The 25,884-nt window shown below is 63.5% G+C and carries 27 protein-coding genes and 1 pseudogene; 20 read left to right on the top strand and 8 right to left on the bottom strand.

Annotated elements, in window-relative coordinates:
* The first annotated feature begins 67 nt into the window (after positions 1 to 67).
* Complete coding sequence (leuC, locus tag NKJ77_RS30830; RefSeq protein WP_023670518.1) at positions 68 to 1,477, top strand: 3-isopropylmalate dehydratase large subunit; 1,410 nt, start codon at positions 68 to 70, stop codon at positions 1,475 to 1,477.
* A gap of 107 nt (positions 1,478 to 1,584) precedes the next feature.
* On the opposite strand, the gene NKJ77_RS30825 is transcribed toward leuC, so the two are convergent.
* Positions 1,585 to 1,896 (bottom strand): hypothetical protein, encoded by a 312-nt coding sequence (locus NKJ77_RS30825; RefSeq protein ID WP_023670517.1) that lies wholly within the window; start codon positions 1,894 to 1,896, stop codon positions 1,585 to 1,587.
* Positions 1,897 to 2,058: 162 nt separating this feature from the next.
* Between NKJ77_RS30825 and NKJ77_RS30820 the strand changes: the two genes are divergently transcribed.
* Complete coding sequence (locus tag NKJ77_RS30820) at positions 2,059 to 3,255, top strand: GGDEF domain-containing protein (protein ID WP_023698369.1); 1,197 nt, start codon at positions 2,059 to 2,061, stop codon at positions 3,253 to 3,255.
* Between the two features lie 37 nt (positions 3,256 to 3,292).
* On the opposite strand, the gene NKJ77_RS30815 is transcribed toward NKJ77_RS30820, so the two are convergent.
* On the bottom strand, positions 3,293 to 3,664 hold the full coding sequence (locus NKJ77_RS30815) for a hypothetical protein (RefSeq protein WP_023687709.1): 372 nt from the start codon (positions 3,662 to 3,664) through the stop codon (positions 3,293 to 3,295).
* 252 nt (positions 3,665 to 3,916) lie between these two features.
* On the opposite strand from NKJ77_RS30815, the gene NKJ77_RS30810 reads away from it, so the two are divergent.
* The 7 genes from NKJ77_RS30810 (at position 3,917) to NKJ77_RS30780 (ending at position 9,538) form a co-directional block, all read left to right on the top strand.
* Positions 3,917 to 4,387: a hypothetical protein gene (locus NKJ77_RS30810; RefSeq protein WP_352536270.1), complete on the top strand. Its 471-nt coding sequence runs from the start codon at positions 3,917 to 3,919 to the stop codon at positions 4,385 to 4,387.
* 240 nt (positions 4,388 to 4,627) lie between these two features.
* Positions 4,628 to 5,047, top strand: coding sequence for a succinate dehydrogenase, cytochrome b556 subunit (gene sdhC / locus NKJ77_RS30805; RefSeq protein WP_023683884.1), 420 nt, complete (start codon positions 4,628 to 4,630; stop codon positions 5,045 to 5,047).
* Positions 5,047 to 5,445 carry a succinate dehydrogenase, hydrophobic membrane anchor protein gene (gene sdhD / locus NKJ77_RS30800; RefSeq protein ID WP_023683885.1) on the top strand — a complete coding sequence of 133 codons (399 nt, stop codon included), beginning with the start codon at positions 5,047 to 5,049 and terminating at the stop codon, positions 5,443 to 5,445. Before sdhC ends, sdhD begins: the two co-directional genes overlap by 1 nt.
* Before the next feature lies 1 nt (position 5,446).
* Entirely contained in the window at positions 5,447 to 7,276 is a 1,830-nt protein-coding gene (gene sdhA, locus NKJ77_RS30795; protein ID WP_023706721.1) for a succinate dehydrogenase flavoprotein subunit, read from the top strand.
* Positions 7,277 to 7,316: 40 nt separating this feature from the next.
* Positions 7,317 to 8,096: a succinate dehydrogenase iron-sulfur subunit gene (locus NKJ77_RS30790; RefSeq protein WP_023670510.1), complete on the top strand. Its 780-nt coding sequence runs from the start codon at positions 7,317 to 7,319 to the stop codon at positions 8,094 to 8,096.
* A gap of 65 nt (positions 8,097 to 8,161) precedes the next feature.
* Entirely contained in the window at positions 8,162 to 8,899 is a 738-nt protein-coding gene (locus tag NKJ77_RS30785) for a nucleotidyltransferase domain-containing protein (protein WP_023706720.1), read from the top strand.
* A 6-nt stretch (positions 8,900 to 8,905) separates the two neighbouring features.
* Positions 8,906 to 9,538 (top strand): YceH family protein, encoded by a 633-nt coding sequence (locus tag NKJ77_RS30780; protein ID WP_023708761.1) that lies wholly within the window; start codon positions 8,906 to 8,908, stop codon positions 9,536 to 9,538.
* 205 nt (positions 9,539 to 9,743) lie between these two features.
* On the opposite strand, the gene NKJ77_RS30775 is transcribed toward NKJ77_RS30780, so the two are convergent.
* Complete coding sequence (locus NKJ77_RS30775; protein ID WP_023670508.1) at positions 9,744 to 10,169, bottom strand: OsmC family protein; 426 nt, start codon at positions 10,167 to 10,169, stop codon at positions 9,744 to 9,746.
* Between the two features lie 219 nt (positions 10,170 to 10,388).
* On the opposite strand from NKJ77_RS30775, the gene NKJ77_RS30770 reads away from it, so the two are divergent.
* Positions 10,389 to 10,604 (top strand): hypothetical protein, encoded by a 216-nt coding sequence (locus NKJ77_RS30770; RefSeq protein WP_023831856.1) that lies wholly within the window; start codon positions 10,389 to 10,391, stop codon positions 10,602 to 10,604.
* On the top strand, positions 10,601 to 10,957 hold the full coding sequence (locus NKJ77_RS30765) for a YciI family protein (RefSeq protein ID WP_023831855.1): 357 nt from the start codon (positions 10,601 to 10,603) through the stop codon (positions 10,955 to 10,957). The genes NKJ77_RS30770 and NKJ77_RS30765 overlap by 4 nt, the downstream gene beginning before the upstream one ends.
* 16 nt (positions 10,958 to 10,973) lie before the next feature.
* On the opposite strand, the gene NKJ77_RS30760 is transcribed toward NKJ77_RS30765, so the two are convergent.
* Complete coding sequence (locus NKJ77_RS30760; protein ID WP_023831854.1) at positions 10,974 to 12,581, bottom strand: GMC family oxidoreductase; 1,608 nt, start codon at positions 12,579 to 12,581, stop codon at positions 10,974 to 10,976.
* Positions 12,578 to 13,168: pseudogene (locus tag NKJ77_RS30755) on the bottom strand (FGGY-family carbohydrate kinase); the annotation flags it as partial. The pseudogene NKJ77_RS30755 and the gene NKJ77_RS30760, both read right to left, overlap by 4 nt.
* Before the next feature lie 188 nt (positions 13,169 to 13,356).
* Here NKJ77_RS30755 and NKJ77_RS30750 point away from each other — a divergent pair.
* Positions 13,357 to 13,887: a hypothetical protein gene (locus NKJ77_RS30750; protein WP_023670503.1), complete on the top strand. Its 531-nt coding sequence runs from the start codon at positions 13,357 to 13,359 to the stop codon at positions 13,885 to 13,887.
* A 16-nt stretch (positions 13,888 to 13,903) separates the two neighbouring features.
* Positions 13,904 to 14,542 carry a glycerol-3-phosphate 1-O-acyltransferase PlsY gene (gene plsY / locus NKJ77_RS30745; protein WP_031195597.1) on the top strand — a complete coding sequence of 213 codons (639 nt, stop codon included), beginning with the start codon at positions 13,904 to 13,906 and terminating at the stop codon, positions 14,540 to 14,542.
* 22 nt (positions 14,543 to 14,564) lie between these two features.
* Here plsY and NKJ77_RS30740 read toward each other — a convergent pair whose 3' ends face one another.
* Complete coding sequence (locus NKJ77_RS30740) at positions 14,565 to 15,821, bottom strand: ubiquinone biosynthesis hydroxylase (protein ID WP_023826894.1); 1,257 nt, start codon at positions 15,819 to 15,821, stop codon at positions 14,565 to 14,567.
* Between the two features lie 112 nt (positions 15,822 to 15,933).
* On the opposite strand from NKJ77_RS30740, the gene tesB reads away from it, so the two are divergent.
* The 6 genes from tesB to xth all read left to right on the top strand — a co-directional run bounded on the left by tesB (position 15,934) and on the right by xth (position 23,668).
* Positions 15,934 to 16,809, top strand: a complete 876-nt coding sequence (tesB, locus tag NKJ77_RS30735; RefSeq protein WP_023687727.1) for an acyl-CoA thioesterase II — start codon at positions 15,934 to 15,936, stop codon at positions 16,807 to 16,809.
* A gap of 218 nt (positions 16,810 to 17,027) precedes the next feature.
* Positions 17,028 to 17,366: a P-II family nitrogen regulator gene (locus NKJ77_RS30730; protein ID WP_023670499.1), complete on the top strand. Its 339-nt coding sequence runs from the start codon at positions 17,028 to 17,030 to the stop codon at positions 17,364 to 17,366.
* 31 nt (positions 17,367 to 17,397) lie between these two features.
* Positions 17,398 to 18,828, top strand: a complete 1,431-nt coding sequence (locus tag NKJ77_RS30725; protein WP_023818307.1) for an ammonium transporter — start codon at positions 17,398 to 17,400, stop codon at positions 18,826 to 18,828.
* Positions 18,829 to 19,174: 346 nt separating this feature from the next.
* Positions 19,175 to 21,844, top strand: coding sequence for a DNA translocase FtsK (locus NKJ77_RS30720; protein WP_023736792.1), 2,670 nt, complete (start codon positions 19,175 to 19,177; stop codon positions 21,842 to 21,844).
* Positions 21,845 to 21,982: 138 nt separating this feature from the next.
* Positions 21,983 to 22,663, top strand: a complete 681-nt coding sequence (locus NKJ77_RS30715; protein ID WP_023683897.1) for an outer-membrane lipoprotein carrier protein LolA — start codon at positions 21,983 to 21,985, stop codon at positions 22,661 to 22,663.
* Between the two features lie 198 nt (positions 22,664 to 22,861).
* Positions 22,862 to 23,668 carry an exodeoxyribonuclease III gene (gene xth, locus NKJ77_RS30710; RefSeq protein ID WP_023698380.1) on the top strand — a complete coding sequence of 269 codons (807 nt, stop codon included), beginning with the start codon at positions 22,862 to 22,864 and terminating at the stop codon, positions 23,666 to 23,668.
* A gap of 159 nt (positions 23,669 to 23,827) precedes the next feature.
* On the opposite strand, the gene NKJ77_RS30705 is transcribed toward xth, so the two are convergent.
* Positions 23,828 to 24,283 carry a cyclic nucleotide-binding domain-containing protein gene (locus NKJ77_RS30705; protein ID WP_023670494.1) on the bottom strand — a complete coding sequence of 152 codons (456 nt, stop codon included), beginning with the start codon at positions 24,281 to 24,283 and terminating at the stop codon, positions 23,828 to 23,830.
* A gap of 177 nt (positions 24,284 to 24,460) precedes the next feature.
* Entirely contained in the window at positions 24,461 to 25,144 is a 684-nt protein-coding gene (locus NKJ77_RS30700) for a response regulator transcription factor (protein WP_023670493.1), read from the bottom strand.
* Between the two features lie 145 nt (positions 25,145 to 25,289).
* Between NKJ77_RS30700 and NKJ77_RS30695 the strand changes: the two genes are divergently transcribed.
* Complete coding sequence (locus NKJ77_RS30695) at positions 25,290 to 25,826, top strand: L,D-transpeptidase family protein (protein ID WP_196813612.1); 537 nt, start codon at positions 25,290 to 25,292, stop codon at positions 25,824 to 25,826.
* Positions 25,827 to 25,884 lie beyond the last annotated feature (58 nt).

Genomic DNA, 25,884 nt, shown 5'->3' with positions numbered 1-25,884 from the left:
CTTTCGCCGCGCCGAAGGCTTCGCGCGTCTGCCCTTCCCCTTTTTGCAAATCGACGGATTTACGCACATGAGCGCACCGCGCACCCTCTACGACAAGATTTTCGACGACCATGTCGTCGACCGCCAGGATGATGGCACCTGTCTGCTCTACATCGACCGCCATCTCGTCCATGAAGTGACCAGCCCGCAGGCCTTCGAAGGTCTGCGCATGACCGGCAGAAAAGTCCGGCATCCGGAAAAGACGCTGGCCGTGGTCGATCACAATGTCTCGACCTCGCCCGAGCGCAAGTTCGGCATCAAGAACGAGGAAAGCCGCATCCAGGTCGAGGCCTTGGCCAAGAACGCTAGGGATTTCGGCGTCGAATATTACTCCGAAAACGATATCCGCCAGGGCATCGTCCACATCATCGGGCCGGAGCAGGGCTTCACGCTGCCTGGCATGACCATTGTCTGCGGCGACAGCCACACCTCGACGCATGGCGCCTTCGGCGCATTGGCACATGGCATCGGCACCTCCGAGGTCGAGCATGTGCTGGCGACCCAGACGCTGATCCAGCGCAAGGCCAAGAACATGCTGGTGCGTGTCGATGGCCAGTTACCGGAAGGCGTCACCGCCAAGGACATTATCCTCGCCATCATCGGCGAGATCGGCACCGCCGGCGGCACCGGCTATGTCATCGAATATGCCGGTGAGGCGATCCGCGCGCTGTCGATGGAAGGCCGCATGACAATCTGCAACATGTCGATCGAGGGCGGCGCGCGCGCCGGCCTGATCGCGGCCGACGAAACCACCTTCGCCTATGTCAAGGGCAAGCCGCGCGCGCCGAAGGGCGCGTCGTGGGACGCCGCGCTCGAATACTGGAAGACGCTGCAGTCCGACGAGGGCGCGCATTTCGACAAGGTGATCGTGCTCGACGCGGCCAAGCTGCCGCCGATCGTCTCCTGGGGTTCCTCGCCCGAGGACGTCGTTTCGGTGCAGGGCGTCGTTCCCAATCCGGAAGAGATCACGGACGAGAACAAGCGGACGTCAAAGATCCGCGCGCTCGACTATATGGGGCTGACGCCGGGCACGAAGATCACCGACATCACGCTCGACCGCGTCTTCATCGGCTCCTGCACCAATGGCCGCATCGAGGATCTGCGTGCGGTGGCCAAGGTGGTCGAAGGCAAGACGGTGAGTGCGCATGTCGATGCGATGATCGTGCCGGGCTCCGGTCTGGTCAAGGAACAGGCGGAGGCCGAGGGTCTCGACAAGATCTTCATTGCCGCCGGTTTCGACTGGCGCGAGCCGGGCTGCTCGATGTGCCTGGCCATGAACGACGACCGGCTGAAGCCGCATGAGCGCTGCGCCTCGACCTCGAACCGCAATTTCGAAGGCCGGCAGGGCTTCAAGGGCCGCACCCATCTGGTATCGCCGGCCATGGCGGCGGCGGCGGCGATCGCCGGCCATTTCGTCGACATCCGCGACTGGAAATAGCGCAGACTGGTTCAAGCCTGATCTGAGCGTATGCAAAACCCCGAACGGCAAAACCGTTCGGGGTTTTGTTTAAAGCGCGCCGCTCTAAGACCCTTGGGGTATATGCCCTAGCCGGCACGGCGGATGATTTCATGAAATTCCTCCCGGCTGCCGGGTTCGTCGGCCGCGACCACCAGCGCCAGTTCGCGCTCGTCGAAGATCTTGAACCACTCGTCCCATTCGACCAGCTCGTAGCCGCCTGCGTTGACCGGGCGTTCAGGCTGATCCTGGTCCTGATAGGCGTGCTGGCCGAAGACGAGCCTCAGCAACGGCTGCGTTCCGGTCTCGGGCGATACATCGACGATCGCCGGAAATCCGGCGCGCCCTGCGGCCCATGAGCGAATTGCTTCGTGATCGGTCAGCGTGATCGTGTCGGCCATGAACAACTTCTCCTTGATTGCTGTCAGGAAACGCCGGCCTCAGGTCCCGGTTCCGTGCACCAGCTTCATGAGTGGCGACTTGCATATTCGTCCCGGCTTAACCGCTTGTTGGGGCTTGCGCTCTAAGGTCTTCCCTGACGTCAAGCGGGAAGTCACCGTCCTTTGGACACCGGCCTGTTCATAGCGCTGCTCAATCCGACGATCGCGCTGGCGCTCGGCGCGGCGTTCCTCGTGCTGTGGTTCTATCAGCGCCACCGGCCCTATCTGGCTGTGCTCGGCACGAGCTATTGCGTGTCCGCGCCCGGCTTCCTGCTGCAGTATTTCACGCTGCCCGGCGGCATGGTGCTGACCAAGCTGGTCTCCAACCTCTGCTTCACGCTCGCCGCCTGTTGCCTCGTCGGTGCGATCATCTCACGCTACGGCAGGCGCGTGCCCTATATCGCGATCGGCATTCTGGCGGGTGGCGGGATGGTGGCATTCTGCTGGTTCCTGTTCGTCCAGCCGGACTTGACTTGGCGCATCCTGTCGATCAATTTCGGCTTTGGCGGCCTCAGCCTGCTGGTCGCCGCCGAGCTGCGCGCCGTGCGCAAGAACGGCCCGACGGAAAAAATCCTGTTCGTATTGTCGCTGCTGTCCGGGCTGAACTTCATCGGCCGCACGCTGCTCGTCGTCATCTCGCACGGGCCGTTCACCAGCTATGACGGGTTTTATGGCTCGTCCTACTGGACGACGGCGCTTTTGACGCACGCGCTGCTGTCGTTGCTGATCGCGCTCTGCCTGTTCTCGGCAGCTGCGCTCGACGTGATGAAGGCGCTGAAGACCGAGACGCACACCGATCCGCTGTCTGGCCTGCTCAACCGCAGGGGTTTCGAGGAGCGCGCCTTGCTGGTGCTGCAGCATTGCGCTGTTACCAAGGTGCCGGTCGCGCTGGTGCTGGCCGATCTCGATCACTTCAAGGCGCTCAACGACAAATACGGACATGCCGCGGGCGACCAGGTGATCGCCGACTTCGCCGCCAAGCTTCGCGCGGCCGCCGGCACGCGTGCGGTTGCCGGCCGCATCGGCGGCGAGGAGTTCGCTGTGCTTCTGTCGCTGAGCGATCTTGCCACGGCGCGGCTGTTTGCCGAAGCCGTGCGCACGCACTATTCGGCCGGCAGTGTCGACGGGTTGCCGCCGGGCACCAGGGTGACCGCGAGCTTCGGCGTCGCGGCGCGCACCGGCGACGAAGGGCTGGAGCCGCTGATGCGGCGCGCCGACGAAGCGCTCTACAAGGCCAAGAAGAACGGCCGCGACAGCGTGCGATTGTCCTATGAGCGGGCGGAAACGGTGTTCATCCCGGATACAGGCAGCGTCGGTTAGCGTCTCGCTTAAACGGCCTCTCGGCCGTGCCGGATCATCAGCGGCAAGGGCTGAGGTTGGGCATTTCGCCATCGGAGAGGCCGTACATATAGGAGCGGCCCTTCACGAACACCGGCGGCTGGTAGCAGCCACGCCTGGAGATGTGATCCGCCTCGTCTTCATAAAGGACTTCCGGTTCCGCTTCCGGCTGCCCGGCGCTGGTGTAGTCGGACAATTTCTTGGCCAGCCTGCCTTGGCCGACAATGATGCGCTTGTAGCCGGCGGCGCTGTCGATGACGAGATTGCCTAGGGAATCGGCATAGACGCGGTCATGATGGCGCGACCAGGCCATTGCCGGGGCGGCGAAGCCGAGACTGGCTGTCGCCAGCACAAGCGCCGCAAGGCGCGCTCTTCCTGAATTCGAAAGCATGGTGTCCTCTCTGCTGTGGACCCGATCGAATCGGAAATTAACCTTTTCTTAACCTTTGTTAAGAGGGCAGGCGCATCCGGCGGCGATCTCTCGCCAAACATGGTTAATATCCGACGGGATGGAAACCCGGGCGTCATCATTCGGCCATGCTTGCCCGCACCATCGGCCGCGACGCACACAACTACGCTGACGTCGGGTGAGCTTGATCTTGGTGGAACATCGCGGCTAGTTAGCCGCGCAGGAGGACAGCATATGGCGTTACGCCGGACGTTTCGGGTGACGCTGTTGTCGATCCCCTTGCTGACTGCCGCAGCCTGCGTGCCGGAGAACGGCGCGCCGACGGCGGTGAATACCGTACCACCCACTGTCGCGCCCGTGCCGGCTCAGCAGTCCGCCGCACCTGTGGCGCCCCCGGCTTCCGCAACGGCTCCGACAGCGCCTGCCGCACCTTCAGCCAAGATCGTCACCGACCTTACCGCGCCGCGGTCTGCTGTCGGCACGGCAACTTACAGATGCGGCAATGGCGGCATGATCACCATCCAGAACCTCGGCACGGCGTTGCGCGTTGTCAGGCCCGATGGCACGACCGAGGAGTTTGCCGCATCACCCGCCAACCAGTCCAGCCGCTACCAGGAAGCTGCGTCGCATGACGCAATCGTGATCGACGCGCGCGAGGCGCTGGTGATGAAGAGGGGCTCGACACCACAGACCTGCAAACGATAGCCTGGCGTCGATTGCAAAGGAAATGCCGCACTGCAGCGAACGGTGCGCTGGCTTTCGACGGTGGCCAAATCGATTGAAGCGAAACAGCAGCCTTTTGTCAGACTAAATGACGTTTTCAAAACGATTTTCCGGCTTTGACGCGGTGCAAAAAGAGCATTAGAAACCGGCTGTCTGAAGTCATATATCGAGGCGGTAAGTGCCGCTTTCCACCGCGGCTCCGGACATCGAACTGGGGCAGCCATGAGCAAATCACCAGCCACCCGAACCGCCAGACGTGAACGGCCGCTCTCGCCGCACCTGACGATTTACCGCCCACCGATCACCATGACGATGTCGATCATTCACCGCATCACTGGCGGGGCGCTGTATTTCGGCACGCTGCTGGTCGCCGCGTGGCTGATGGCGGCGGCGAGTTCGCAAGGCGCTTTCGATTGGATCAACTGGGCCTTCGGCACCTGGCTCGGCCGGCTCATCCTGTTCGGCTACACCTGGGCGCTGATGCACCACATGCTGGGCGGCGTGCGCCATCTCGTCTGGGACACCGGCGCCGGGCTGGAGAAACACACGGCATCGAAGATCGCCTGGGCGACGCTCGCCGGTTCCATCCTGCTCACGCTGCTGATCTGGGTCGCCGGCTACATGGCGCGGGGAACCTTGTGATGAGCGGCACGAACAACAACGATATGCGCACGCCGCTGGCCAAGGTCCGCGGTCTGGGCTCGGCCCGCGAAGGCACCGGGCATTTCTGGCGACAGCGGCTGACGGCCATTGCCAACATCCCGCTGATACTGTTCTTCGTCGGGTTCCTGATCGCGCTCAATGGCGCCGGCTTCGCCGAGGTGCGGGCGGCGCTCGCCAGTCCGTTCGTGGCGCTGGTGTTGGCGCTGGTGCTCGTTTCCGGTCTCACCCATATGCGTGTCGGCATGCAGGTCATTATCGAGGATTACGTGCATGCCGAAGGCATGAAGCTGGCGCTGATCGCACTCAGCACGTTTTTCACCATAGCGGTCGGCGTCGCCTCGATCTTCGCCCTGCTCAAACTGGCATTCGGAGGCTGATTTGGCCAAGGACGCGAAATCGGCCACCGGCTATACCTTTGTCGACCACAAGTTCGACGTGGTGGTCGTCGGCGCCGGCGGCGCCGGCCTGCGCGCCACGCTCGGCATGGCCGAGCAGGGCCTGCGCACGGCCTGCATCACCAAAGTGTTCCCGACCCGCTCGCACACGGTGGCGGCACAAGGCGGCATTGCCGCGTCGCTGTCCAACATGGGTCCGGACTCCTGGCAGTGGCACATGTACGACACCGTCAAGGGTTCGGACTGGCTGGGCGACGTCGACGCCATGGAATATCTGGTGCGCGAGGCACCGGCGGCGGTCTACGAGCTCGAGCATTACGGCGTGCCGTTCTCGCGCACCGAAGAGGGCAAGATCTACCAGCGGCCGTTCGGCGGACACATGATGAATTATGGCGACGGCCCGCCGGTGCAGCGCACCTGTGCTGCCGCCGACCGCACCGGTCACGCCATCCTGCACACGCTCTACGGCCAGTCGCTGAAGAACAATGCACAGTTCTTCATCGAGTATTTTGCGCTCGACCTGATCATGGAACCGGACGGCACCTGCACCGGCGTCGTCGCCTGGAACCTCGACGACGGCACCATCCATCGCTTCTCCGCCAAGATGGTGGTGCTGGCGACCGGCGGATATGGCCGCGCCTATTTCTCGGCGACGTCGGCGCACACCTGTACAGGCGACGGCGGCGGCATGGCGGCACGGGCCGGCTTCCCGCTGCAGGATATGGAGTTCGTGCAGTTTCATCCGACCGGCATCTACGGCGCCGGCTGCCTGATCACCGAAGGCGCGCGCGGCGAGGGCGGCTATCTCGTCAATTCCGAGGGCGAGCGCTTCATGGAGCGCTACGCGCCGTCGGCCAAGGACCTGGCGTCGCGCGACGTCGTCTCGCGTTGCATGACGCTGGAGATCCGCGAAGGCCGCGGGGTCGGCAAGAACAAGGACCATATTTTCCTGCATCTCGACCATCTCGATCCGGCCGTGCTGCATGAGCGGCTGCCGGGCATTTCGGAATCGGCCAGGATTTTCGCCGGCGTCGACCTGACCAAGGAGCCGATCCCGGTGCTGCCGACGGTGCACTACAATATGGGCGGCGTGCCGACCAATTACTGGGGCGAGGTGCTGAACCCGACGGTCGAGAATCCTGACCGGGTGTCACCCGGGCTGATGGCGGTCGGCGAGGCCGGCTGTGCCTCCGTGCACGGCGCCAACCGGCTGGGCTCGAACTCGCTGATCGATCTGGTGGTGTTCGGCCGCGCCGCCGCAATCCGCGCCGGCCAGGTCATCGACCGTAATTCGGCGATCCCTTCGCCCAACGAAGCCTCGGTCGAAAAGATCATGGACCGCTTCGACCGGCTGCGCCACGCCAATGGCTCGACGCCAACCGCTGTTCTGCGTGAGAAAATGCAGAAGGCGATGCAGGAAGACGCCGCCGTGTTCCGCACACAGGAGTCGCTCGAAAACGGCTGCAAGCGCATTTCGCAGATATGGACCGAGCTCAAGGACCTGAAAGTCTCCGACCGCTCGATGATCTGGAATTCCGACCTGGTCGAGACGCTGGAGCTGGAAAATCTGATGGCCAACGCCATCACCACGGTCTACGGCGCCGAGGCGCGCAAGGAGAGCCGCGGCGCGCATGCGCGCGAAGATTTTTCGGCCCGAGACGACATTATCTGGCGCAAGCATACGCTGGCTCGGCTAAGCGAGGACGGCCAGGTGAGCCTCAGCTATCGTCCCGTGCACACCGAGCCGCTGGTGGCGGAAAAGGACGGCGGCATCAGCCTTGCCAAGATCGCGCCGAAGGCCAGGGTGTACTGACCATGGTGCCGAAGCCCGTCATCCGAAAGGACCAGAGGTAATGGTCGAACTAACGCTTCCCAAGAACTCCAAGGTGCAGCCGGGCAAGACCTGGCCGAAGCCGGAGGGCGCCACCAACCTGCGGGAATACCGCATCTACCGCTGGTCGCCCGACGATGACGAGAACCCGCGCATCGACACCTATTTCGTCGACATGGACGATTGTGGGCCGATGGTGCTCGATGCGCTGCTCTGGATCAAGAACAAGATCGACCCGACGCTGGCGTTGCGCCGCTCCTGCCGCGAAGGCATTTGCGGCTCCTGCGCCATGAACATCGATGGCTCCAACACGCTGGCCTGCACCAAGGGCTGCGACGACATTTCCGGCGCCGTCAAAGTCTACCCGCTGCCGCATATGCAGGTGGTCAAGGACCTGGTGCCCGACCTCACCAATTTCTACGCCCAGCACGCCTCGATCCAGCCATGGCTGAAGACAGTGTCGCCAGAGCCAGCCAAGGAATGGCTGCAGAGCCATGAGGACCGCGAAAAGCTCGACGGGCTCTACGAGTGCATCCTATGCGCCTGCTGCTCGACCTCGTGCCCGAGCTATTGGTGGAACGGCGACCGCTATCTCGGCCCGGCGACGCTGCTGCAGGCCTATCGCTGGCTGATCGACAGCCGCGACGAAGCCACGGGCGAACGGCTCGACGATCTCGAAGACCCGTTCCGGCTCTACCGCTGCCACACCATCATGAACTGCGCCCAGACCTGCCCGAAGGGGCTCAACCCGGCCAAGGCGATTGCCGAGATCAAGAAGATGATGGTGGAGCGCAGAGTCTGACGCCGTCGCTACCCGCCGACTTTTCGCCGGACGCCGTCGCGGCGCTGCGCGCCCGCCTCGATCTGGTGCGAAGCCAGCCTGTAAAAATCCTGTTTGCCATCGAAAGCGGCAGCCGCGCCTGGGGGTTTCCGTCTCCCGACAGCGATTATGACTGCCGCTTTGTCTATATCAGACCGGTAACCGATCACCTCGTGCTGCAGCAGGCGCGCGATGTGATCGAGTTTCCGATCGAAGGCGAGATCGATGCCGGCGGCTGGGATCTGCGCAAGGCGTTGCTGCTGGCGCTTGGCGGCAATGCCGTCATAGTCGAATGGGCGAAGTCGCCGATCGTCTATGAGGAGGTTTCGGGGTTTCGCCAGCGCCTTCTCGATTTGCTGGCCGAGATCGTCGATCCGGCGAAGGTATCGCACCACTATCTCGGCCTTGCGCGTTCGCATGTCGCCAAGATCGGCAGTTTCTCCGGCGAGGTGAAGCTGAAGAAGCTGTTCTATCTGATCCGCCCGCTCGTGGCGCTCGACTGGATGGAACAGCGCGGCTTTGCCAGCCTGCCGCCGATGAACCTTGGCGAATGCCTCGATCAGACCGAGATACCGGCTCAAGCCAGCGACGAAATCCGCGGCCTGATCGAGCGCAAAAGCCGGACGCGGGAGATGGGTCTCGGGCCTCATCCCGACCGCAATCGCGCGCTATCTCGAAGCCCGCTATGGTCACCACGAAATGAACCTAGTCGGCCCCGTCAGGGACAAAGCCGGCCAAGCGCGCAAACATGCCCTTGCAACCGAATTTTACCGCCGGGAGGCTGAACTTCAATGAGCGATGACCTTCCCATTCTCAATCCCGTCGAAGCCCGTGTGCTCGGCTGCCTGATCGAGAAGAGGGAGCTGACGCCGGATGTCTATCCGCTGACGCTGAATGCAGCACTTGCAGCCGCCAACCAGAAGACGGCGCGCGAGCCTGTCATGGCGCTGGAGCAGACGGAGGTGCATCGGACTCTCAAGCTGCTCGAGCAGAAGGGGCTGGTGCGTCAGATGTTCGGCTCGCGCGTCGAGCGCTATGAGCATCAGATGGCGCAGCGCTTCTCGCTGACCACGCCGCAGACCGCGGTGATCGGCCTGCTTTTGCTGCGCGGGCCGCAGACGGCGCATGAGTTGCTGGCGCGAGCTGAGCGCATGGCGCGGTTTTCGTCCGTCGAGGACCTGCGTGGCGAACTCGACATGCTGATCGGCCGCCGCCCGCCGCTCGTCCAGGAAATACCGCGCGGGCCGGGGCAGCGCGAGGACCGTTTTATGCATCTGCTCGCAGGACCGGTGGACGTCGCGGCGTTATCGGTGCAGCGGAGCGCGCCGGCCTTGCCTGCTTCCGACCTGGAAGCGAGATTGGAGGCTCTGGAGCAGGAAGTCGTAGCCCTTCGCGCCCGGCTTGATGCGCTGGGCGCCCAATAGTATCCGAGACGTCGGCGGGACAGCACCCCCTCTGGCCTGCCGGCCATCTCCCCCTCAAGTGGGGAGATCAGATGTCACGCCGGCCTTCGCCAATTACGAACGTCGAAAGAAGAGTGCCAGCTACCGAGCTTCCAATTTCCCCGGGAGATGCCCGGCAGGGCAGAGGGGGGCGCGAAGAATCGCTACCCCGGGCAAAATCGGCGGATCACCCCAGTTTCGCGTCGAGCGACACTTTGATGGCGCCGAGCGCCTTCGAAACCGGGCATTCGGCCTTGGCCTTCTCGGCCAATTCCTTGAACTTCGCCGCATCGATGCCCGGTACCTTGCCGATCAGGGTGATGGCGCTGCCGGTGATGCCGGTGCCGGGGACCAGCGTCACCACCGCCTTGGCGTCGAGCTCGGTGGCGGGCGTGCCGTTCTCGGCCAGGAAATGCGACAGCTGCATGGCGTAGCATCCGGCGTGTGCCGCCGCGATTAACTCTTCGGGATTGGTGCCGGATTTGCCGCTCTCGTCCTCGAAGCGAGCCTTGAACGAATAGGGCGTGCCCTTCAAGGTGCCGCTCTGGCTGTCGAGCGTGCCCGTGCCCTCCTTCAGATTGCCTTTCCAGACGGCGTTTGCGGTACGGTCCATAGAATTCTCCTTGATTACAGCGACAGCGCCGGCCACGCGGCGTTCCCTCCAACTATAGCGCGGCGGCAGGGGAAGACCACCGCGCTGTTTCGGCCGGATGCGACGCCGGCGTGCCCTGCAAATTTTTCTGAAAAAATGTGCGTGCAAAAATGTCGACTTGCATCGGCGCCGGCCGTCCTGCGAGCGTCCACGGATTCTCGTGGCGGATGGAGATCCAAGATGAACAATCTGTTTTCTGCCCATTGGAACGACGCCGACAAAAGCGCGCGTCTACACGAGATCGACTGCTCGCGACCTTCCGGCTTCGGCCGGCTGCTTGCTGCGGTCGCCGTGATCGGCATTGCGGTCTGCGTGCTCGACAACGCTGCTGCCGGCAAGGATGCCGCCGGCACCGTGATCGCCTATGGGTCGTCACAGCAAGGGAGCTGGAAATGAAATATGTCTGTCTGGTCTACGGCGAGGAAAAGGACCTCCATGCCATGACGCCGGAGCGTCTGGCCAAGCTCGACGCCGATTCGATGGCCTATGACCGGTCATTGGACCAGCAAGGCAAGCTGATCATCGCGCAGGCGCTGCAATCGGTGAAGACGTCGAAGACGGTGCGGCGGCGCCAAGGCAAGCGGCTGATCACTGACGGTCCGTTTGCCGAAACCAAGGAGCAGTTGCTCGGTTTCCTCATGATCGAAGCCGACACTCTCGACAAGGCGCTGGAGATCGCCGGCAAAATTCCGCTGGCCGAAATCGGCACCGTCGAAGTCAGGGCGATCTACGACGTGCCGGGGTCGTAAGGCAGCAGCGGCGAGGTCATGCAGGCCGGCGGATCATATCCGCCGCCTTCTCGGCGATCATCACCACTGGCGAGGCGGTGTTGCCGGAGACGATGCGCGGCATGATCGAGGCGTCGACGACGCGCAGGCCCTCGACACCGGTCACGCGCAGGTCCGGGCTGACGACGGCGCGGTCGTCGACACCCATCCTACAGGTGCCGACCGGGTGGAAGATGGTCGTCGCGATCGAGCCGATCTGGTGCAGCAGGTCCTCGTCCGACTGGTGGGTGAGGCCCGGCAGGATTTCTTCCGGATGGAAGCCGGCAAGAGCCTTGGCGGTCATGATACCGCGCGCCTGGCGCACCGAACGCAGCGCGATCTCGCGGTCGCGCACCGTCGAGAGATAGTTCAGCCGGATTTCCGGCTGCACGGCTAGGTCGCGGGTTGTGGCGTGCACCGAGCCGACGCTCTCGGGCCGCAGATTGCAGACCGACATGGTGATTGCCGGGAACGGGTGCAGCGGGTCGCCCAGCCGGTCGGTAGACAAGGGCTGGACGTGGTACTCCAGGTCCGGCGTCGCCATCGACGGACCGGACTTCGAGAACATGCCGAACTGGCTCGGCGCCATCGACATCGGTCCCGACCGGCCAAAGGCATATTGCAGCGCGATCTTCGCCTTGCCGCTCAGGCTGTTGGCTAGCGTGTTGAGCGTCAGCGCCGACGACACTTTGTAGACAGTGCGGATCTGCAGATGGTCCTGAAGGTTCTCGCCGACATCGGGGCTGGCGTGAACCACATCGATGCCGAGCGCGGCGAGGCGATCCGGCTCGCCGACCCCGGAAAGCTCCAGCAGTTTCGGCGTGTTGATCGAGCCGGCGGTCAGCAGCACCTCGCTCCTGGCCTTTGCCTCGATGGTTTGGCCGCCGACGCGATAACAAACGCCGATAGCACGCTTGCCCTCGAACAACACCGTCTCGACATGCGCGTTGACGACCAGCCTGAGGTTCGGCCGTCGCAGCGCCGGGCGCAAGAATGCCTTGGCTGTGTTCCAGCGCACGCCCTTGCTCTGGTTGACTTCGAAGAAGCCGGACCCCTCATTGTCGCCGTCGTTAAAATCCTCGCGCGGCATGATGCCGAATTCCTTGGCCGCCTCCTGCACGGTGTTCAGGATCGGCCACGACAGGCGTTGCCGCGCCACTTTCCATTCGCCGCGGGAGCCATGCAGCTCGGTCTTGCCGCCATGATGGTCCTCGGATTTGAGGAAGTAGGGCAGCACATCGTCCCAGCCCCAGCCGACATTGCCCATCTGCCGCCAGCCATCGTAGTCCGCCGCCTGGCCGCGCATGTAGATCATGCCGTTGACCGAGGTGCAGCCGCCCAGCACCTTGCCGCGGGGATAGACCAGCGAGCGGCCGTTCAGGCCGGCTTCGGGGGCAGTCTTCATCATCCAGTCGGTGCGCGGATTGCCGATGCAATAGAGATAGCCGACCGGGATATGCACCCAGTGATAATTGTCGCTGCCGCCGGCCTCGAGCAGCAGCACGCGCGTCGCCGGGTTTTCGCTCAGGCGATTGGCCAGCACGCAGCCGGCGGTGCCTGCGCCGACAATGATGTAGTCGTAGTCGCCATCGAGCCGTTGGGTCATTGCGGTGGTTTCCTCGGCGGTGTTCTACTCGGTTCTGCGGCGTGTTCGGCCCAGAACGATCGCAGCGTATCGGCAAGGCCGCAATAGGCGCGATAACGCCTGTTGTAATGGTCCTGCATGGCCGGGTTCGGACGGTAGGCGGCGCTTGACCGGGTCATGGCGTCGACGCCGGCCTCATAGTCGGCGAACAGGCCGGCCGCGACCCCGGCGCCGATTGCCGCGCCAAGCGCGCCGGTCTCGCGCGCCTCAGGCACGGTGATCGGCACCCCAAGCCCGTCGGCGAAGATTTGCGGCCAGTGCTCGCTGCGCGAGCCGCCGCCGGACAGGACCGCCTTGTCGAAGCTGACACCGGCGTCCTTCAGGACATTGATGTGGCGCCTATGCTCGAACATCACGCCCTCGAACAGCGCGCGCAGCATATGGCCTTCCTTGTGCCAGCCGGCAAGGCCGTAGAAGCCGGCGCGGTATTCCGCCCCTTGCCACGACCCGTAGAGAAACGGGTGGAACATCGGATCGTCCCAGGCCGGCGTCACCGCGCCGACAGCCGCATTGCAGTGGCCGAACGGATCGTCATAATGGGCACCGCGCTCGACGCGAAGTCGGCGTTATCGCTAAGCGGTTGCATCATTCGTGCCCGTGACGAGCGACCTGAGTCCGATCTCGGCGTCTGGATGATTAGGGGGCCAGCTCTGTTTTCTCATCAGATACAATTCTTGCGTGTTGAAGCAACGCCGGAGTTCTCCTATCGTCGCCGCAATTTTCGGGGGAATTCGACATGCCTTTCCTGATTGCTATTCTCGGCGTGCTGGGAGCCGGGGCGTTCTGGTGGTATCGCATGAAGGCCATGAACGAAGCCGCGCGCGAGGTCGCCGACGTCGTCGGCCGCGTCCAGGGCAACATAAGGCGCAAGAAGCTGCGCAAGCAGGCGGCGCTGTCGCCGCTGACGGCGATCGACGATCCGGTGGTGGCGGCGGCAACGCTGATCACCGCACTGGCAGCGGAGCACGGCCCGATCCTGCCGAAGCGCGAAACGGTCATCCGCGAGGTGATCTCGCAGATTGCGGACAACCAGAAGAAGACCGATGAAGCCGTCGTCTACGCCAAATGGGCCGCGGCGCAGATCGACGACACGACGATCGTCATCGACAAGCTGGCGCCCTTCCTGCGCGAGCGCCTCGATCCGCATGAGCGCGAAGATCTGCTGCAGATGCTGGATCGTGTTGCCAAGAGCGGCGAGCAGAGTTTCAAGGTCGCCGACCAACGCATGCTGCGACTGCGGCAGAAGCTGGGGTTTGAGGTCAACTGAGAAACAGCCCGGGCGCATGTCATTCTGGATAGCGAGCGTGGTAGGATCGGCTGCCGCTTACCTTATCGGCTCTACGCCTGCCGGCTATCTGGCGGGGAAACTGCTTAAGGGCATCGATATCCGGGAGCACGGCTCCAAGTCCACCGGTGCGACAAATGTATTGCGCACACTCGGGAAATGGCCAGCATTGGTGGTGCTTCTGGTGGACGTGCTGAAAGGGGCGGCAGCGGTCATCTTTGCCCGTTGGTTTTGTTTCTGGTCCTCCGCAACGCCGCCGTCGGCAATATCTGATATGCCCGTTTGGGCTCCTTGGATTGTATGCCTGGCCGGACTCGCTGTTTTGCTTGGGCATAGCCGTTCGATCTGGCTGAATTTCACCGGCGGCAAATCGGCTGCGACGGGGTTGGGTGTTTTGTTGGCGATGTCCTGGCCTGTGGGCCTAGGCGCGGCGACGGCATTTGCCGTGGTGTTGGCAGTTTCCCGAATTGTGTCCCTGAGTTCGATGCTGGCGGCGCTCACCGCGATCGCCCTCGTCGGCGGCATGGGACAACCATTGCCCTACCGGTTGCTGGTCATCGCCGGCGGCATCTACGTGATCGTGCGCCACCGCGCCAACATTGCGCGGCTGATGTCAGGAGCCGAGCCGCGTCTATGACAAAGCGGCACTCATTCCCGGCCTAAATCGCCTCACCCTTGAGCAGCCGTGGTGTGCCGTTGGACAACCCCGACGCCTGGCGGATGAAGAACTCCTTCAGCCTGGGCATCCGTTCGACAAGGCCGAGGCCTATGTCGCGGAGCTGGCGCAGCGGACCGATGTCGTTGGAAAACAGCCGGTTCAGCACATCTGTGGTGACGCCCATCTGCACCGTGTCGAAGCGGCGCCATTGCTGGTAGCGCTCGAGCACGTCGAGCGCGCCGATATCCTGTCCCAAGCGATCGGCCTCGACCACCACTTCGGCAAGGGCCGCCACATCCTTGAAGCCGAGATTGAGGCCCTGGCCGGCGATCGGGTGGATGCCGTGCGCGGCGTCGCCGGCAAGTGCTACGCGCGGGGCGACGAAGGCGCGCGCGATGGTCAGGCCGAGCGGCCAGGCGCGCGGCTTGTCGGTGACGCGGATTTCGCCGAGCTTCAGGCCGAAGCGCATTTCAAGCTCCTGCTCGAAGACGAGGTCGTCGCCCGAGACCAGCTTCTCGGCATCCTCGGAACGTTCGACCCAGACCAGCGACGAACGGTTGGTGCCGTCCTCGGTGGGCTTGAGCGGCAGCGTTGCAAACGGGCCGGCCGGCAGAAAATGCTCTTCGGCGCGGCCATTGTGCGGGCGCTCATGCGCCACCGTGCAGACGATGCCGGACTGGCCATATTCCCATTTCACCGTCTTGATGCCGGCCATGTCGCGCAATTTGGAATTGACGCCGTCGGCGGCGACCAGCAGCCGCGCCTTAATCGCCGCGCCGTCGGCCAGATGCACGGTGATGCCGGCGCCATTGCCGTCGAACGATGCGACCGCGACACCTTCGATGATGTCGATGCCGAGCTTTTGCGCGCGGCGGCGCAAGGCGCCGTTCAGGTCCTTGTTGGTGACCATGTGGGCGAACGGTTCGCCCGGCGCGACCTCGCCATCGAAGGTGAGAAACACCGGACGCACCGGATCGGCGGTGCGCGAATCGGTGACGATCATCTCGGTGATCGCCTGCGATTGCCCGACGATTTCCTGCCAGACGCCGAGCTGGTCGAGCATGCGGCAGGCGGCGGCGGCGATCGCCGAGGCGCGGCGGTCCTTCTGCCAGACGCCGGCGGGGGCAGCATCAACGACCGCCACGGCGAGGCCCGGCCGCGCCTGTTTCAGCGACACGGCGGCGGCGAGGCCGACATAGCCGGCGCCAGCGACCAGCACGTCGAGCGGGTTTTTTGCGTCCGTGTTGCGGTTCGCCATGTCAATTCCTTTCGAAGTCTCGACCATCCCCGCCCACTGGGGCATTCCGGCCTTGACTGCCCGCCATTCCTGTCGGAAACCGCCATAGCATCTTACGGCGAGGTCACGAAGCATGACGGCGGCCATGGACGAGCTTCTCAGCATTCTCGACCTCGAGCAGCTGGAACACAATCTGTACCGTGGTCGCAGCCCCAAGCTCGACTGGCAGCGCGTTTTCGGCGGCCAGACCATTGCCCAGGCGCTGGTCGCCGCGCAGCGCACCGTCGAGCCCGAGCGCCACGTGCATTCGCTGCACGGCTATTTCATGCGGCCCGGCGACACCAAGGTGCCGATCGTCTACGAGGTCGACCGCATCCGCGATGGCGGCTCCTTCACCACGCGGCGCGTGGTGGCGATCCAGCACGGCCAGGCGATCTTTTCGCTGGAAGCCTCGTTCCAGCAGGATGAGGTTGGCCTTGAGCATCAGCTGCCGATGCCGCGCGACGTGCCGCCGCCCGACAGCCTGTTGTCGCAGCGCGAATTGCTGGGCAAGTTCGGCGAGGCGGTGCCGGACGGCATCAAGCGCTATTGGGAGCGTGACCGGCCGATTGAGATGAAGCCGGTGATGCTGAAGCATTACACCAGCCGCGAAAAGCTGGAGCCGCAGCAGAACATCTGGATCCGCACCACCGGCCCGGTGCCGGCCGACCGCGGCATCCAGGCGGCGGTGCTTGCCTACCTCTCCGACATGACGCTGCTCGACACCTCGACCTTTGCGCACGGCCGCGCCATTTTCGACCGCGACATCCAGGCGGCGAGCCTCGACCATGCGATGTGGTTCCATCGCAGCCATCCGCTCGATGACTGGATCCTATACACGCAGGACAGCCCCTCGACGCAGGGGTCGCGCGGCTTCACCCGCGGCTCGCTGTTTGCCCGCGACGGCACGCTGATCGCCTCGGTTGCCCAGGAAGGCCTGATCCGGCTGAAACGGCCGCCTGCCGAATAGGCATTTTCGAAAAATTGCCTACTTTTTAATCAGTGACTGTCCGTTGACAGTGCGCACCGTGCCGCCGGGACTCGAGCAATCCGTTTATTTACAATGAGTTAACACCCTGCTTCGGCAACTGGCACGGAGCTTGAATCCTGTTGGGCACTCTCCGGGCTTTTTGGGATCGGTGAAGGTGTGCAAACGCGGGGGACCGCAACAGCAAAGGGTGAAACCTTATGAAAATCGTGATGGCAATCATCAAGCCGTTCAAGCTCGACGAGGTGCGCGAAGCGCTCACCGCCGTCGGCATCCAGGGCCTGACCGTCACCGAAGTCAAAGGCTACGGGCGTCAGAAGGGACACACGGAAATCTATCGCGGGGCGGAATACGCGGTCAGTTTCCTGCCGAAAATCAAGATCGAAGTCGCGGTCAGCACAGACCTGGTCGACAAGGCCGTCGAAGCCATCACGGCGGCGGCCAAGACCGGCCAGATCGGCGACGGCAAGATCTTCGTCTTCGGCATCGATCAGGCGGTGCGCATCCGTACCGGCGAAACAGACACCGACGCACTTTGAGCGGCGAACACGTATTCCAATGGAGAGTTCAATGAATATACCTTCCACCTTGAAGTCAGTGGCACGCTCCGCGCTGCTGGGCTCCTTAGCGCTCGGAGCATTGGGCACGGTTGCTGCCTTCGCGCAGGAGGCGGCTCCCGCCGTCGCGGCGGCAGCGCCAGCAGCGCCGGCTTTTACCGTCGACAAGGGCGACACCACGTGGATGATGATTTCCACCGTGCTGGTGCTGTTGATGACCATTCCCGGCCTTGCGCTTTTCTACGGCGGCCTGGTTCGTACCAAGAACATGCTGTCGGTGCTGATGCAGGTCTTCACCATCACCAGCGTGGTCATGATCATCTGGGTCTTCTACGGCTACAGCCTCGCCTTCACCCCGGGCAACGCCTTCGTCGGCGGCCTTTCGAAGATGTTTCTCTCCGGCGTCAACGTATCGACGCTTTCGGAAACCTTCAGCAAGGGCGTCGCCATTCCTGAACTGGTGTTCGTCGTCTTCCAGATGACCTTCGCCTGCATCACGCCCGCCCTGATCGTCGGCGCATTCGCCGAACGCGTCAAATTCTCCGCCTTGATCCTTTTCGTTATCCTATGGGTGACGTTAATCTACTTCCCGATCGCGCACATGGTCTGGTTCTGGGGCGGCCCGAGCGCCTATGCCGACCCGTCCGGCCTGATCTTCAGCTTCGGCGCCATCGACTTCGCCGGCGGCACGGTCGTTCACATCAATGCGGGCATTGCCGGTCTCGTCGGCGCGCTGATGATCGGCAAGCGCATCGGCTACAAGAAGGACATCATGGCGCCGCACTCGATGACGCTGACCATGGTCGGCGCTTCATTGCTGTGGGTCGGCTGGTTCGGCTTCAACGCCGGTTCGAACCTCGAAGCGAACGCCTATGCGGTGCTGGCGATGATCAACACCTTCGTCGCCACGGCGGCGGCGGCAGTGGCCTGGATCGTGCTTGAATCGCTGCTGCGCGGCAAAGCCTCCATGCTCGGCGGTGTTTCGGGCGCGGTCACCGGCCTCGTCGCGATTACGCCGGCTGCAGGTTTTGCCGGCCCGATGGGCGCTATCGTGCTTGGCATCGTTGCCACCTTCGTCTGCTACTTCTTCGTCTCGGTGGTGAAGAACACGTTCGACTATGATGACAGCCTCGATGTCTTCGGCGTCCACTGCGTCGGTGGCATCATCGGTGCGCTAGGCACTGGCATTCTGGTCAATCCCGCCCTCGGCGGCGCCGGCATCGTCGACTATTCGACGGCCGACTTCGCCGCCGGCTATGCCGGCACGGCCACGCAGCTGCTGGCGCAGGGCAAAGGCGTCCTGGTAACCCTGCTGTGGTCGGGCATCGGCAGCGCAATCCTCTACAAGGTCGTCGACTTGATCATCGGTCTGCGTCCGACAGCCGACGCCGAGCGCGAAGGCCTCGACCTGACTTCGCATGGCGAAGCGGCCTACCACTCGTAAGCACCGCGGGGCGGCTTCGGCCGCCCCGCATTCTCCCATCCCGTCGTGACGCTCCCGAAAGGAGTTCACGCTTTGAGGCCCGGGTTATTCCGGGCCTCTCTTTTTTGGCAACCGTGCTGGCAGGCCTCGGTCCCCGCGCAATCACGTTCTATGATGGCCGCCGGCGGGGAGACGTCGACCGGATTGGTTCCGAACTGTTGAGACTGCCTACAGTGGAGTGAGCAAGATCGTGGCTCTGGGTGCGTATAGTTAATGCGGCCTTAACCTTCCCCCCGATAGTCTGACATCCGAATCTGCCGGAGTGCGTCATGCGCCCGGCCAGTCCATGACAGACGGGGAACGAAGCATGCGTTCAGGGGCTTCAGCACCGCTCGCGCTGACCGATACGGGGCACGGCATCCAGGCATTCGCGCGGCGCCAGGTCGGGCGGCTGGTCGGCGCCGGCCTGTTTGCGCTGGTCGCCTTTGGCGTCGCGGCGCTGGCGACCTGGAACGTCGCCGATCCCAGCTTCTCGCACGCCACCGACAACATCGTCACCAACGCCATGGGCTATGCGGGCGCGGTATTCTCCGACCTCGCCATGCAGTTCTTCGGCCTTGCCGCGGTCGCCGCCCTGGTGCCGGCGGTGATCTGGGGCTTTCTCCTGTTTTCGGCGCGCGGCGTCGACAGGCTGCCAAAGCGCGGCCTTGCCTGGTTCGGCTTCGCGCTGCTCGCGGCGGCGATGGCCGGCTGCGTGGTGCCGCCCAAGACGTGGCCGTTGCCGACCGGCCTCGGCGGCGTGTTCGGCGACATGGTGCTCAATATTCCGGGCCTGGTCATTGGCGGCTACCCGACCGGCATCGTTGCCAGCATCATTGCCATGGTGCTCATTGCGCCGGCGCTGTGGCTGTTTGCCTATGGCTCGGCGCTGATTGCGCGCAAGAACGGCTTTGCCGTCATGGAGCGCACCGCGGAGCCCGATCCCCGAGAGGACGATCTGCTCTTCGACGAAGACGAGGACGAGGGCGACGAGGGGATACTGGCGCTCGGCGCCGTTACCCACTGGTGGCTGTCTTTCCGCGCCTGGATGCATCGCCGGGCTGTGCGCCGCCAGCAGGAGCGCGACGAGTTCGAGCCGGAGATGGAGCAGCGCTCCACCGCATGGCGCCGCGCCGCCGAACGGGTCGAATCGGCGGAATTCGCCGAAGCGCGGATGAGCCCGGATGGCCGCGCCCGCGTCGAGCCGGAATTCTTCGCCGCCATGGTCAACGACCGCAGCGTTTCCGTCGATCCGGACGATGACGACGTCCTCGATGCCGGTTTCGACAATGGCGACGAGGAGGTCGAACTCGACGACGAGCCGGTCCAGCGCCGTGCCGCGCCGAACGCCAAGGTGCAGAACTTCCGGTCAGATGCGGCGACCCGCGTCGCCGCACCTGCGCCGCGTCCCGCTCCCGGCGCGCGCGTCCAGCGCGAGGCGCAGACCTCGCTGATCGGCTCGGAAACATTCGAAATGCCGTCGCTGCATTTCCTGTCGGAGCCGAAGAACGTGGTGCGCGACGCCAGCCTGTCCAAGGACGCGCTGGAGCAGAATGCGCGCCTGCTCGAAGGCGTTCTGGAGGATTTCGGCGTCAAGGGCGAGATTATCGCGGTACGGCCCGGCCCGGTGGTCACGCTCTATGAGTTGGAGCCGGCGCCCGGCATCAAATCGTCGCGCGTCATCGGCCTGTCCGACGACATCGCCCGCTCGATGAGCGCGATTGCCTGCCGCGTCGCCGTGGTGCCCGGCCGCAACGCCATCGGCATCGAATTGCCGAATGCCAAGCGCGAGACCGTCTATCTCCGGGAGATCCTGGCCAGCCGCGATTTCGAGACGACCAAGTCCAAGCTGGCGCTGGCGCTGGGCAAGACCATCAATGGCGAGGCGGTGATCGTCGACATCGCCAAGATGCCGCATGTGCTGGTCGCAGGCACCACCGGCTCCGGCAAGTCCGTCGCCATCAACACCATGATCCTGTCGCTGCTCTACAAGCTGACGCCGCAGGACTGCCGGCTGATCATGATCGACCCGAAGATGCTCGAACTTTCCGTCTATGACGGCATCCCGCACCTTCTGACGCCGGTGGTCACCGACCCGAAGAAGGCCGTGGTGGCGTTGAAATGGACGGTGCGCGAGATGGAGGACCGCTACCGCAAGATGTCCAAGGTCGGCGTGCGCAACATCGACGGCTTCAACGCGCGCGTGCAGTTGGCTGAAAAGAAGGGCGAAAAAATCTCGCGCACCGTGCAGACCGGCTTCGACCGCCAGACCGGCGAGGCGATCTACGAGACCGAGAACCTCGATCTCGAGCCGATGCCCTACATCGTCGTCATCATCGACGAGATGGCCGATTTGATGATGGTCGCCGGCAAGGACATCGAAGGCGCGGTGCAGCGCCTGGCACAGATGGCGCGCGCGGCCGGCATCCATGTCATCATGGCGACGCAGCGTCCGTCGGTCGACGTCATCACCGGCACCATCAAGGCCAATTTCCCGACCCGTATCTCCTTTCAGGTGACGTCGAAGATCGACAGCCGCACCATTCTGGGCGAGCAGGGCGCCGAGCAGCTGCTCGGCATGGGCGACATGCTGTACATGGCCGGCGGCGGCCGCATCCAGCGCGTGCACGGCCCGTTCGTCGCCGACGACGAGGTCGAGAAGATCGTCGCCCATCTGAAGCTGCAGGGCGTGCCCGAATATCTCGACGCCATCACCGAGGATGACGGCGAGGACGATGACGAGCCGTCGGGCAAGGGCGGCGCTGGCGGTGGTGGCAACAGCAATTTCGAGGATTCCGACGATCCCTACGACCAGGCGGTCTCGGTCGTGCTGCGCGACGGCAAGGCGTCGACCAGCTATATCCAGCGCCGGCTCGGCATCGGCTACAACCGCGCCGCCTCGATCATCGAGAAGATGGAGAAGGAAGGCATTGTCGGCCCGGCCAACCATGCCGGCAAACGCGAAATTCTGGTGCCGACCGAGGACGACAAGTTCTGATCAGCCGATACGGCCCGGCGGCAACCTTGAACCTTTTGGCGCGTTACAGCGACTGAGCGCTGTCCGGCCCGCCAAACTTAAGTCTAACTGGGGGTCCACGGACTGCAACGAGACACACACCACACGAGAGTGACCGGCATGAAAAACGATCTTTCCGCGATCAGCGATTTCGCTCCAAACCGTCGCCAGTTGCTTGGCCTTGGCCTGATGCTTGCCGGCGCCGCGGCCATCAACGTCGTGCCGGGGTTCCAGCTCTTGGCCTCGGCGCAGGCGGCGGTGCCGCCGACGGCGCAAAAGATCGCCGACCATTTCTCCTCGGTCAAATCGATGAGCGGCGAGTTCGTCCAGTTCGGCCCCAACAACCAGCAGACCGGCGGCAAGTTCTTCCTTGAGCGGCCAGGCAAGATTCGCTTCAACTATGACGGCAAGTCGAATTTCCGGGTGATTTCCGACGGCAAGTCGGTGGTCATCCTCAACAAGCGGCTGAAAACGTCCGATCTCTATCCGTTGTCGAAGACACCGCTGAAGCTGTTGCTCGACACCAAGATCGACCTCTCGGGCGGCCGCGTCAAATCGATCAAGGAAGAGAGCGACCTCACCACCATCCAGCTTGCCGACAAGTCGGTGTTCGGCAATTCGAAGATCACCATGATGTTCGATCCGAAATCCTATGATCTGCGCCAGTGGACCATCACCGACGCGCAGGGCAAGGACACCACGGTGATGATCTACAACACCAAGGAAGGCGTCAGCTTCCCTGCGGATACGTTCGCCATCGACTATACGGCGAACCGCGAGCTGAACACCAACCACCGCTAGATCCGGTGAGGCCGGCCTGCAAATGGCGATCTCCTGCGCTTCCGGTGCTCACGTGGTTTAAGTACGCTCCGCTCCGGTTCTCGGAGACCACCATTTTCGACTCGGCCTGACCTGAATCAGGGCCGCCGCCCGCAAAGGCTGGCTTGTGTTTGTGGCGCTCGGCTGGCAGTAGATCGGCGACCTTGTTCGGATCGCCGCATGCCCTTCTCCATCGCCACCTGGAACATCAATTCCGTGCGCCTGCGCATGCCGATCGTCGAGCGGCTGCTGACGGAGCAGGCGCCCGATGTGCTTTGCCTGCAGGAGACGAAGGTTCCCGACGAGCTGTTTCCGGAAAAGGCGTTCCGCAAGGCCGGCTACGAGCACATCGCATTCCATGGCCAGAAGGGCTATCACGGCGTTGCGACGGTGGCGCGGCGGCCGATCGAGATTGTCGAGAAACGGCGCTTCTGCGAGATCGATGACAGCCGGCATCTGTCGGTCAAGGTGCAGGCCGGCGGCAAGGCAATCCTGGTCCACAATTTCTACGTGCCGGCCGGCGGCGACGAGCCCGATCCGGAGATCAACCGCAAGTTCCGCCACAAGCTCGATTTCGTTGCCGAGATGAACGCCATCCACGCCGCGCATGACGAGGTGTCGGCTTCGATCCTGGTCGGCGACCTCAACATCGCGCCGCAGGAGCACGATGTCTGGTCGCACAAGCAATTGCTCAACGTCGTCAGCCACACGCCGGTCGAGACGCAAAATTTCGACGCGATGCGGATCGCCGGCGACTGGGTCGACCTGATGCGGCTCGACGTGCCGCCAGAGCAGAAGCTCTACACCTGGTGGAGCTATCGCGCGCGGGACTGGGAAGCCTCGAACCGCGGCCGCCGGCTCGACCATGTCTGGTCGTCACCGAACCTGGTGCCGAGCTTTGCCGGCTATGAGATCCTGCGAGAGGCGCGTGGCTGGGAGCGGCCCTCGGACCATGTGCCGGTGATTGCGCGGTTCGACCTGGATTAGGCGTGCCGATATTCAGGTGAGGCCGGCCTGCAATGGCCGATACCTGCGCTTCCGGTGCGTACTTTGAGTACGCCCCGCTCCGGTTCTCGGTATCAGCCATTTTCGACTCGGCCTGACCTGAATCTCGACACACCCAAGCGTGAGCGCGGTCGCGGGGACCTACCCGCCAAACCTTGGGGCCAACTTCTCGATGCGGGCGATCATGGCCTGAAAATCATCGAGGATTCGCTGGTGCAGTTTCACCGCCACTTCGGGATATTCCTCCAGGATGCGGCGAAACATCTTGCGGCTCAACCTTATCACTTCCGAATCGGTCTCGGCCGAGGCGCTGGTCAGCCGTCTTGAGTCGGCGATCAGCGCCAGTTCGCTGAGGATCGTGCCGGGGCCGGCGGTGCCGATCGGGATGCGGTCGCCGTCATGCTCGCGGTAGAGCACGATGCGGCCACTGACCACGATATAGGCTGAGTCGGCTTCGTCATCCTCGCGGTACAGCTTGCGGTCGGCCTGCAGATGGGTGGCTTCGGCGCCGAAGGCGAGCAGGCGCAGCTGTTCCTGCGTGAAACCCTCAAAGAGCTTCACGGCGGACAGGATGCGGATGTCGTCATCCAGCGCCATCTCTAGCTGCGTCCCCGAACGGTCAGTCCAATCCCTCCCTTAGAGCGCCGCGCGTCCAATTGGACGCGCAAAGGACGCTCTAACACTTCAATCTGCGCAGCGGGCCGATCCAGGCTCCCCCAGCCGGATCCTCCCCGAAACAGTCCCGCCCCGACCGCTTATTGAACAATGAAAAGTTTAAGGAACCAGCTTGTAGCCGCCGCTTTCTGTCACAAGAATTTCAGCATTGGAAGGATCGCGCTCGATCTTCTGGCGCAGCCGGTAGACGTGAGTTTCCAGCGTGTGCGTGGTGACGCCGGAATTGTAGCCCCACACTTCCTCGAGCAGGACGTCGCGCGTCACCACCTTCTGGTCGGCTCGATAGAGATATTTGATGATCGAGGCTTCCTTCTCGGTCAGCCGCACCTTGCCGCCGCGCTGGTCGATCAGAAGCTTCTGGCTGGGCTTGAACGTGTAGGGCCCGACCGAAAAGGTGGCGTCCTCGCTCTGCTCGTGCTGGCGCAGTTGTGCGCGTATGCGGGCGAGCAGCACGGCGAAGCGGAACGGCTTTGTGACATAGTCGTTGGCGCCGGCCTCGAGGCCCAGAATTGTGTCGGAATCGGTATCGTGGCCGGTCAGCATGATGATCGGCGCCTTGTAGCCGCCCTTGCGCAGGATCTTCACCGCCTCGCGGCCATCCATGTCGGGCAGCCCGACATCCATGATGAGCAGGTCGATGAGCCCGCCGCGCGCCGCGGCGACGCCTTTGGCGGCGGTCGCTTCCTGCAAGACGTCGAATTCTTCGTAAAGGGCCAGTTGCTCGACGAGGGTTCCGCGCAGGTCGTCATCGTCGTCAACGATCAGAATGGTACGTGATGTCATGGATCAATCCATTGTTTTGAAAAGAATTTTCAGTTGACCGCCCCCCATTTATGCGGAAGCTGACCGGCGCAACAGTCCGATCACAGTGATTTGTTCCGTGACACGATCATACAAGAAAAAACGCGATCGCAATGCAGCCGGCGCAATTTTGCCGAAAGGGCTGCGTGTGCTGGTGGTTCGGGCGAGGCCGGGCAACCCCAGCCAGGGGATATTGCAGGCCGGCAGCAAGGTGTTTGCCTGTGCGCTCGGACGCGGCGGCATCTCGGCCAATAAGCGCGAAGGCGACGGTGCGACGCCGCTTGGCGAGATGCGGATTTTGTCAGGATATTTTCGGGGCGATCATTTCGCGGCCGGCCGCAAAACCCGGCTGGCGATGGCGCCGATCGGCGCCGATCTCGGCTGGTGCGAGGTGCCGGACGACCGCAACTACAACCGGCCGGTGAAAATCCCCTATGGCGCCAGCCATGAGCGAATGCGGCGCGACGACCGCCTCTATGACGCCTGCCTGGTGCTCGACTGGAACATGGCGCCGCGCCGGCGCGGCCGTGGCAGCGCCATCTTCTTCCATCTGGCGCGCCCAGGCTTCACACCGACGCAAGGCTGCGTGGCGGTGACAGCGCGGACAATGGCGCGGCTGTTGCCGCTGGTGTCGGACCGGACGGTGGTGAGGGTGGTGAGGTAGGGAGTAGGGAGTAGGGAGTAGGGAGTAGGGAGTAGGGAGTAGGGAGTAGGGAGTAGGG

Source organism: Mesorhizobium sp. M0052 (assembly GCF_040323255.1).
Taxonomy (GTDB): domain Bacteria; phylum Pseudomonadota; class Alphaproteobacteria; order Rhizobiales; family Rhizobiaceae; genus Mesorhizobium.
This window is presented reverse-complemented; position numbering and strand designations above follow the sequence as displayed.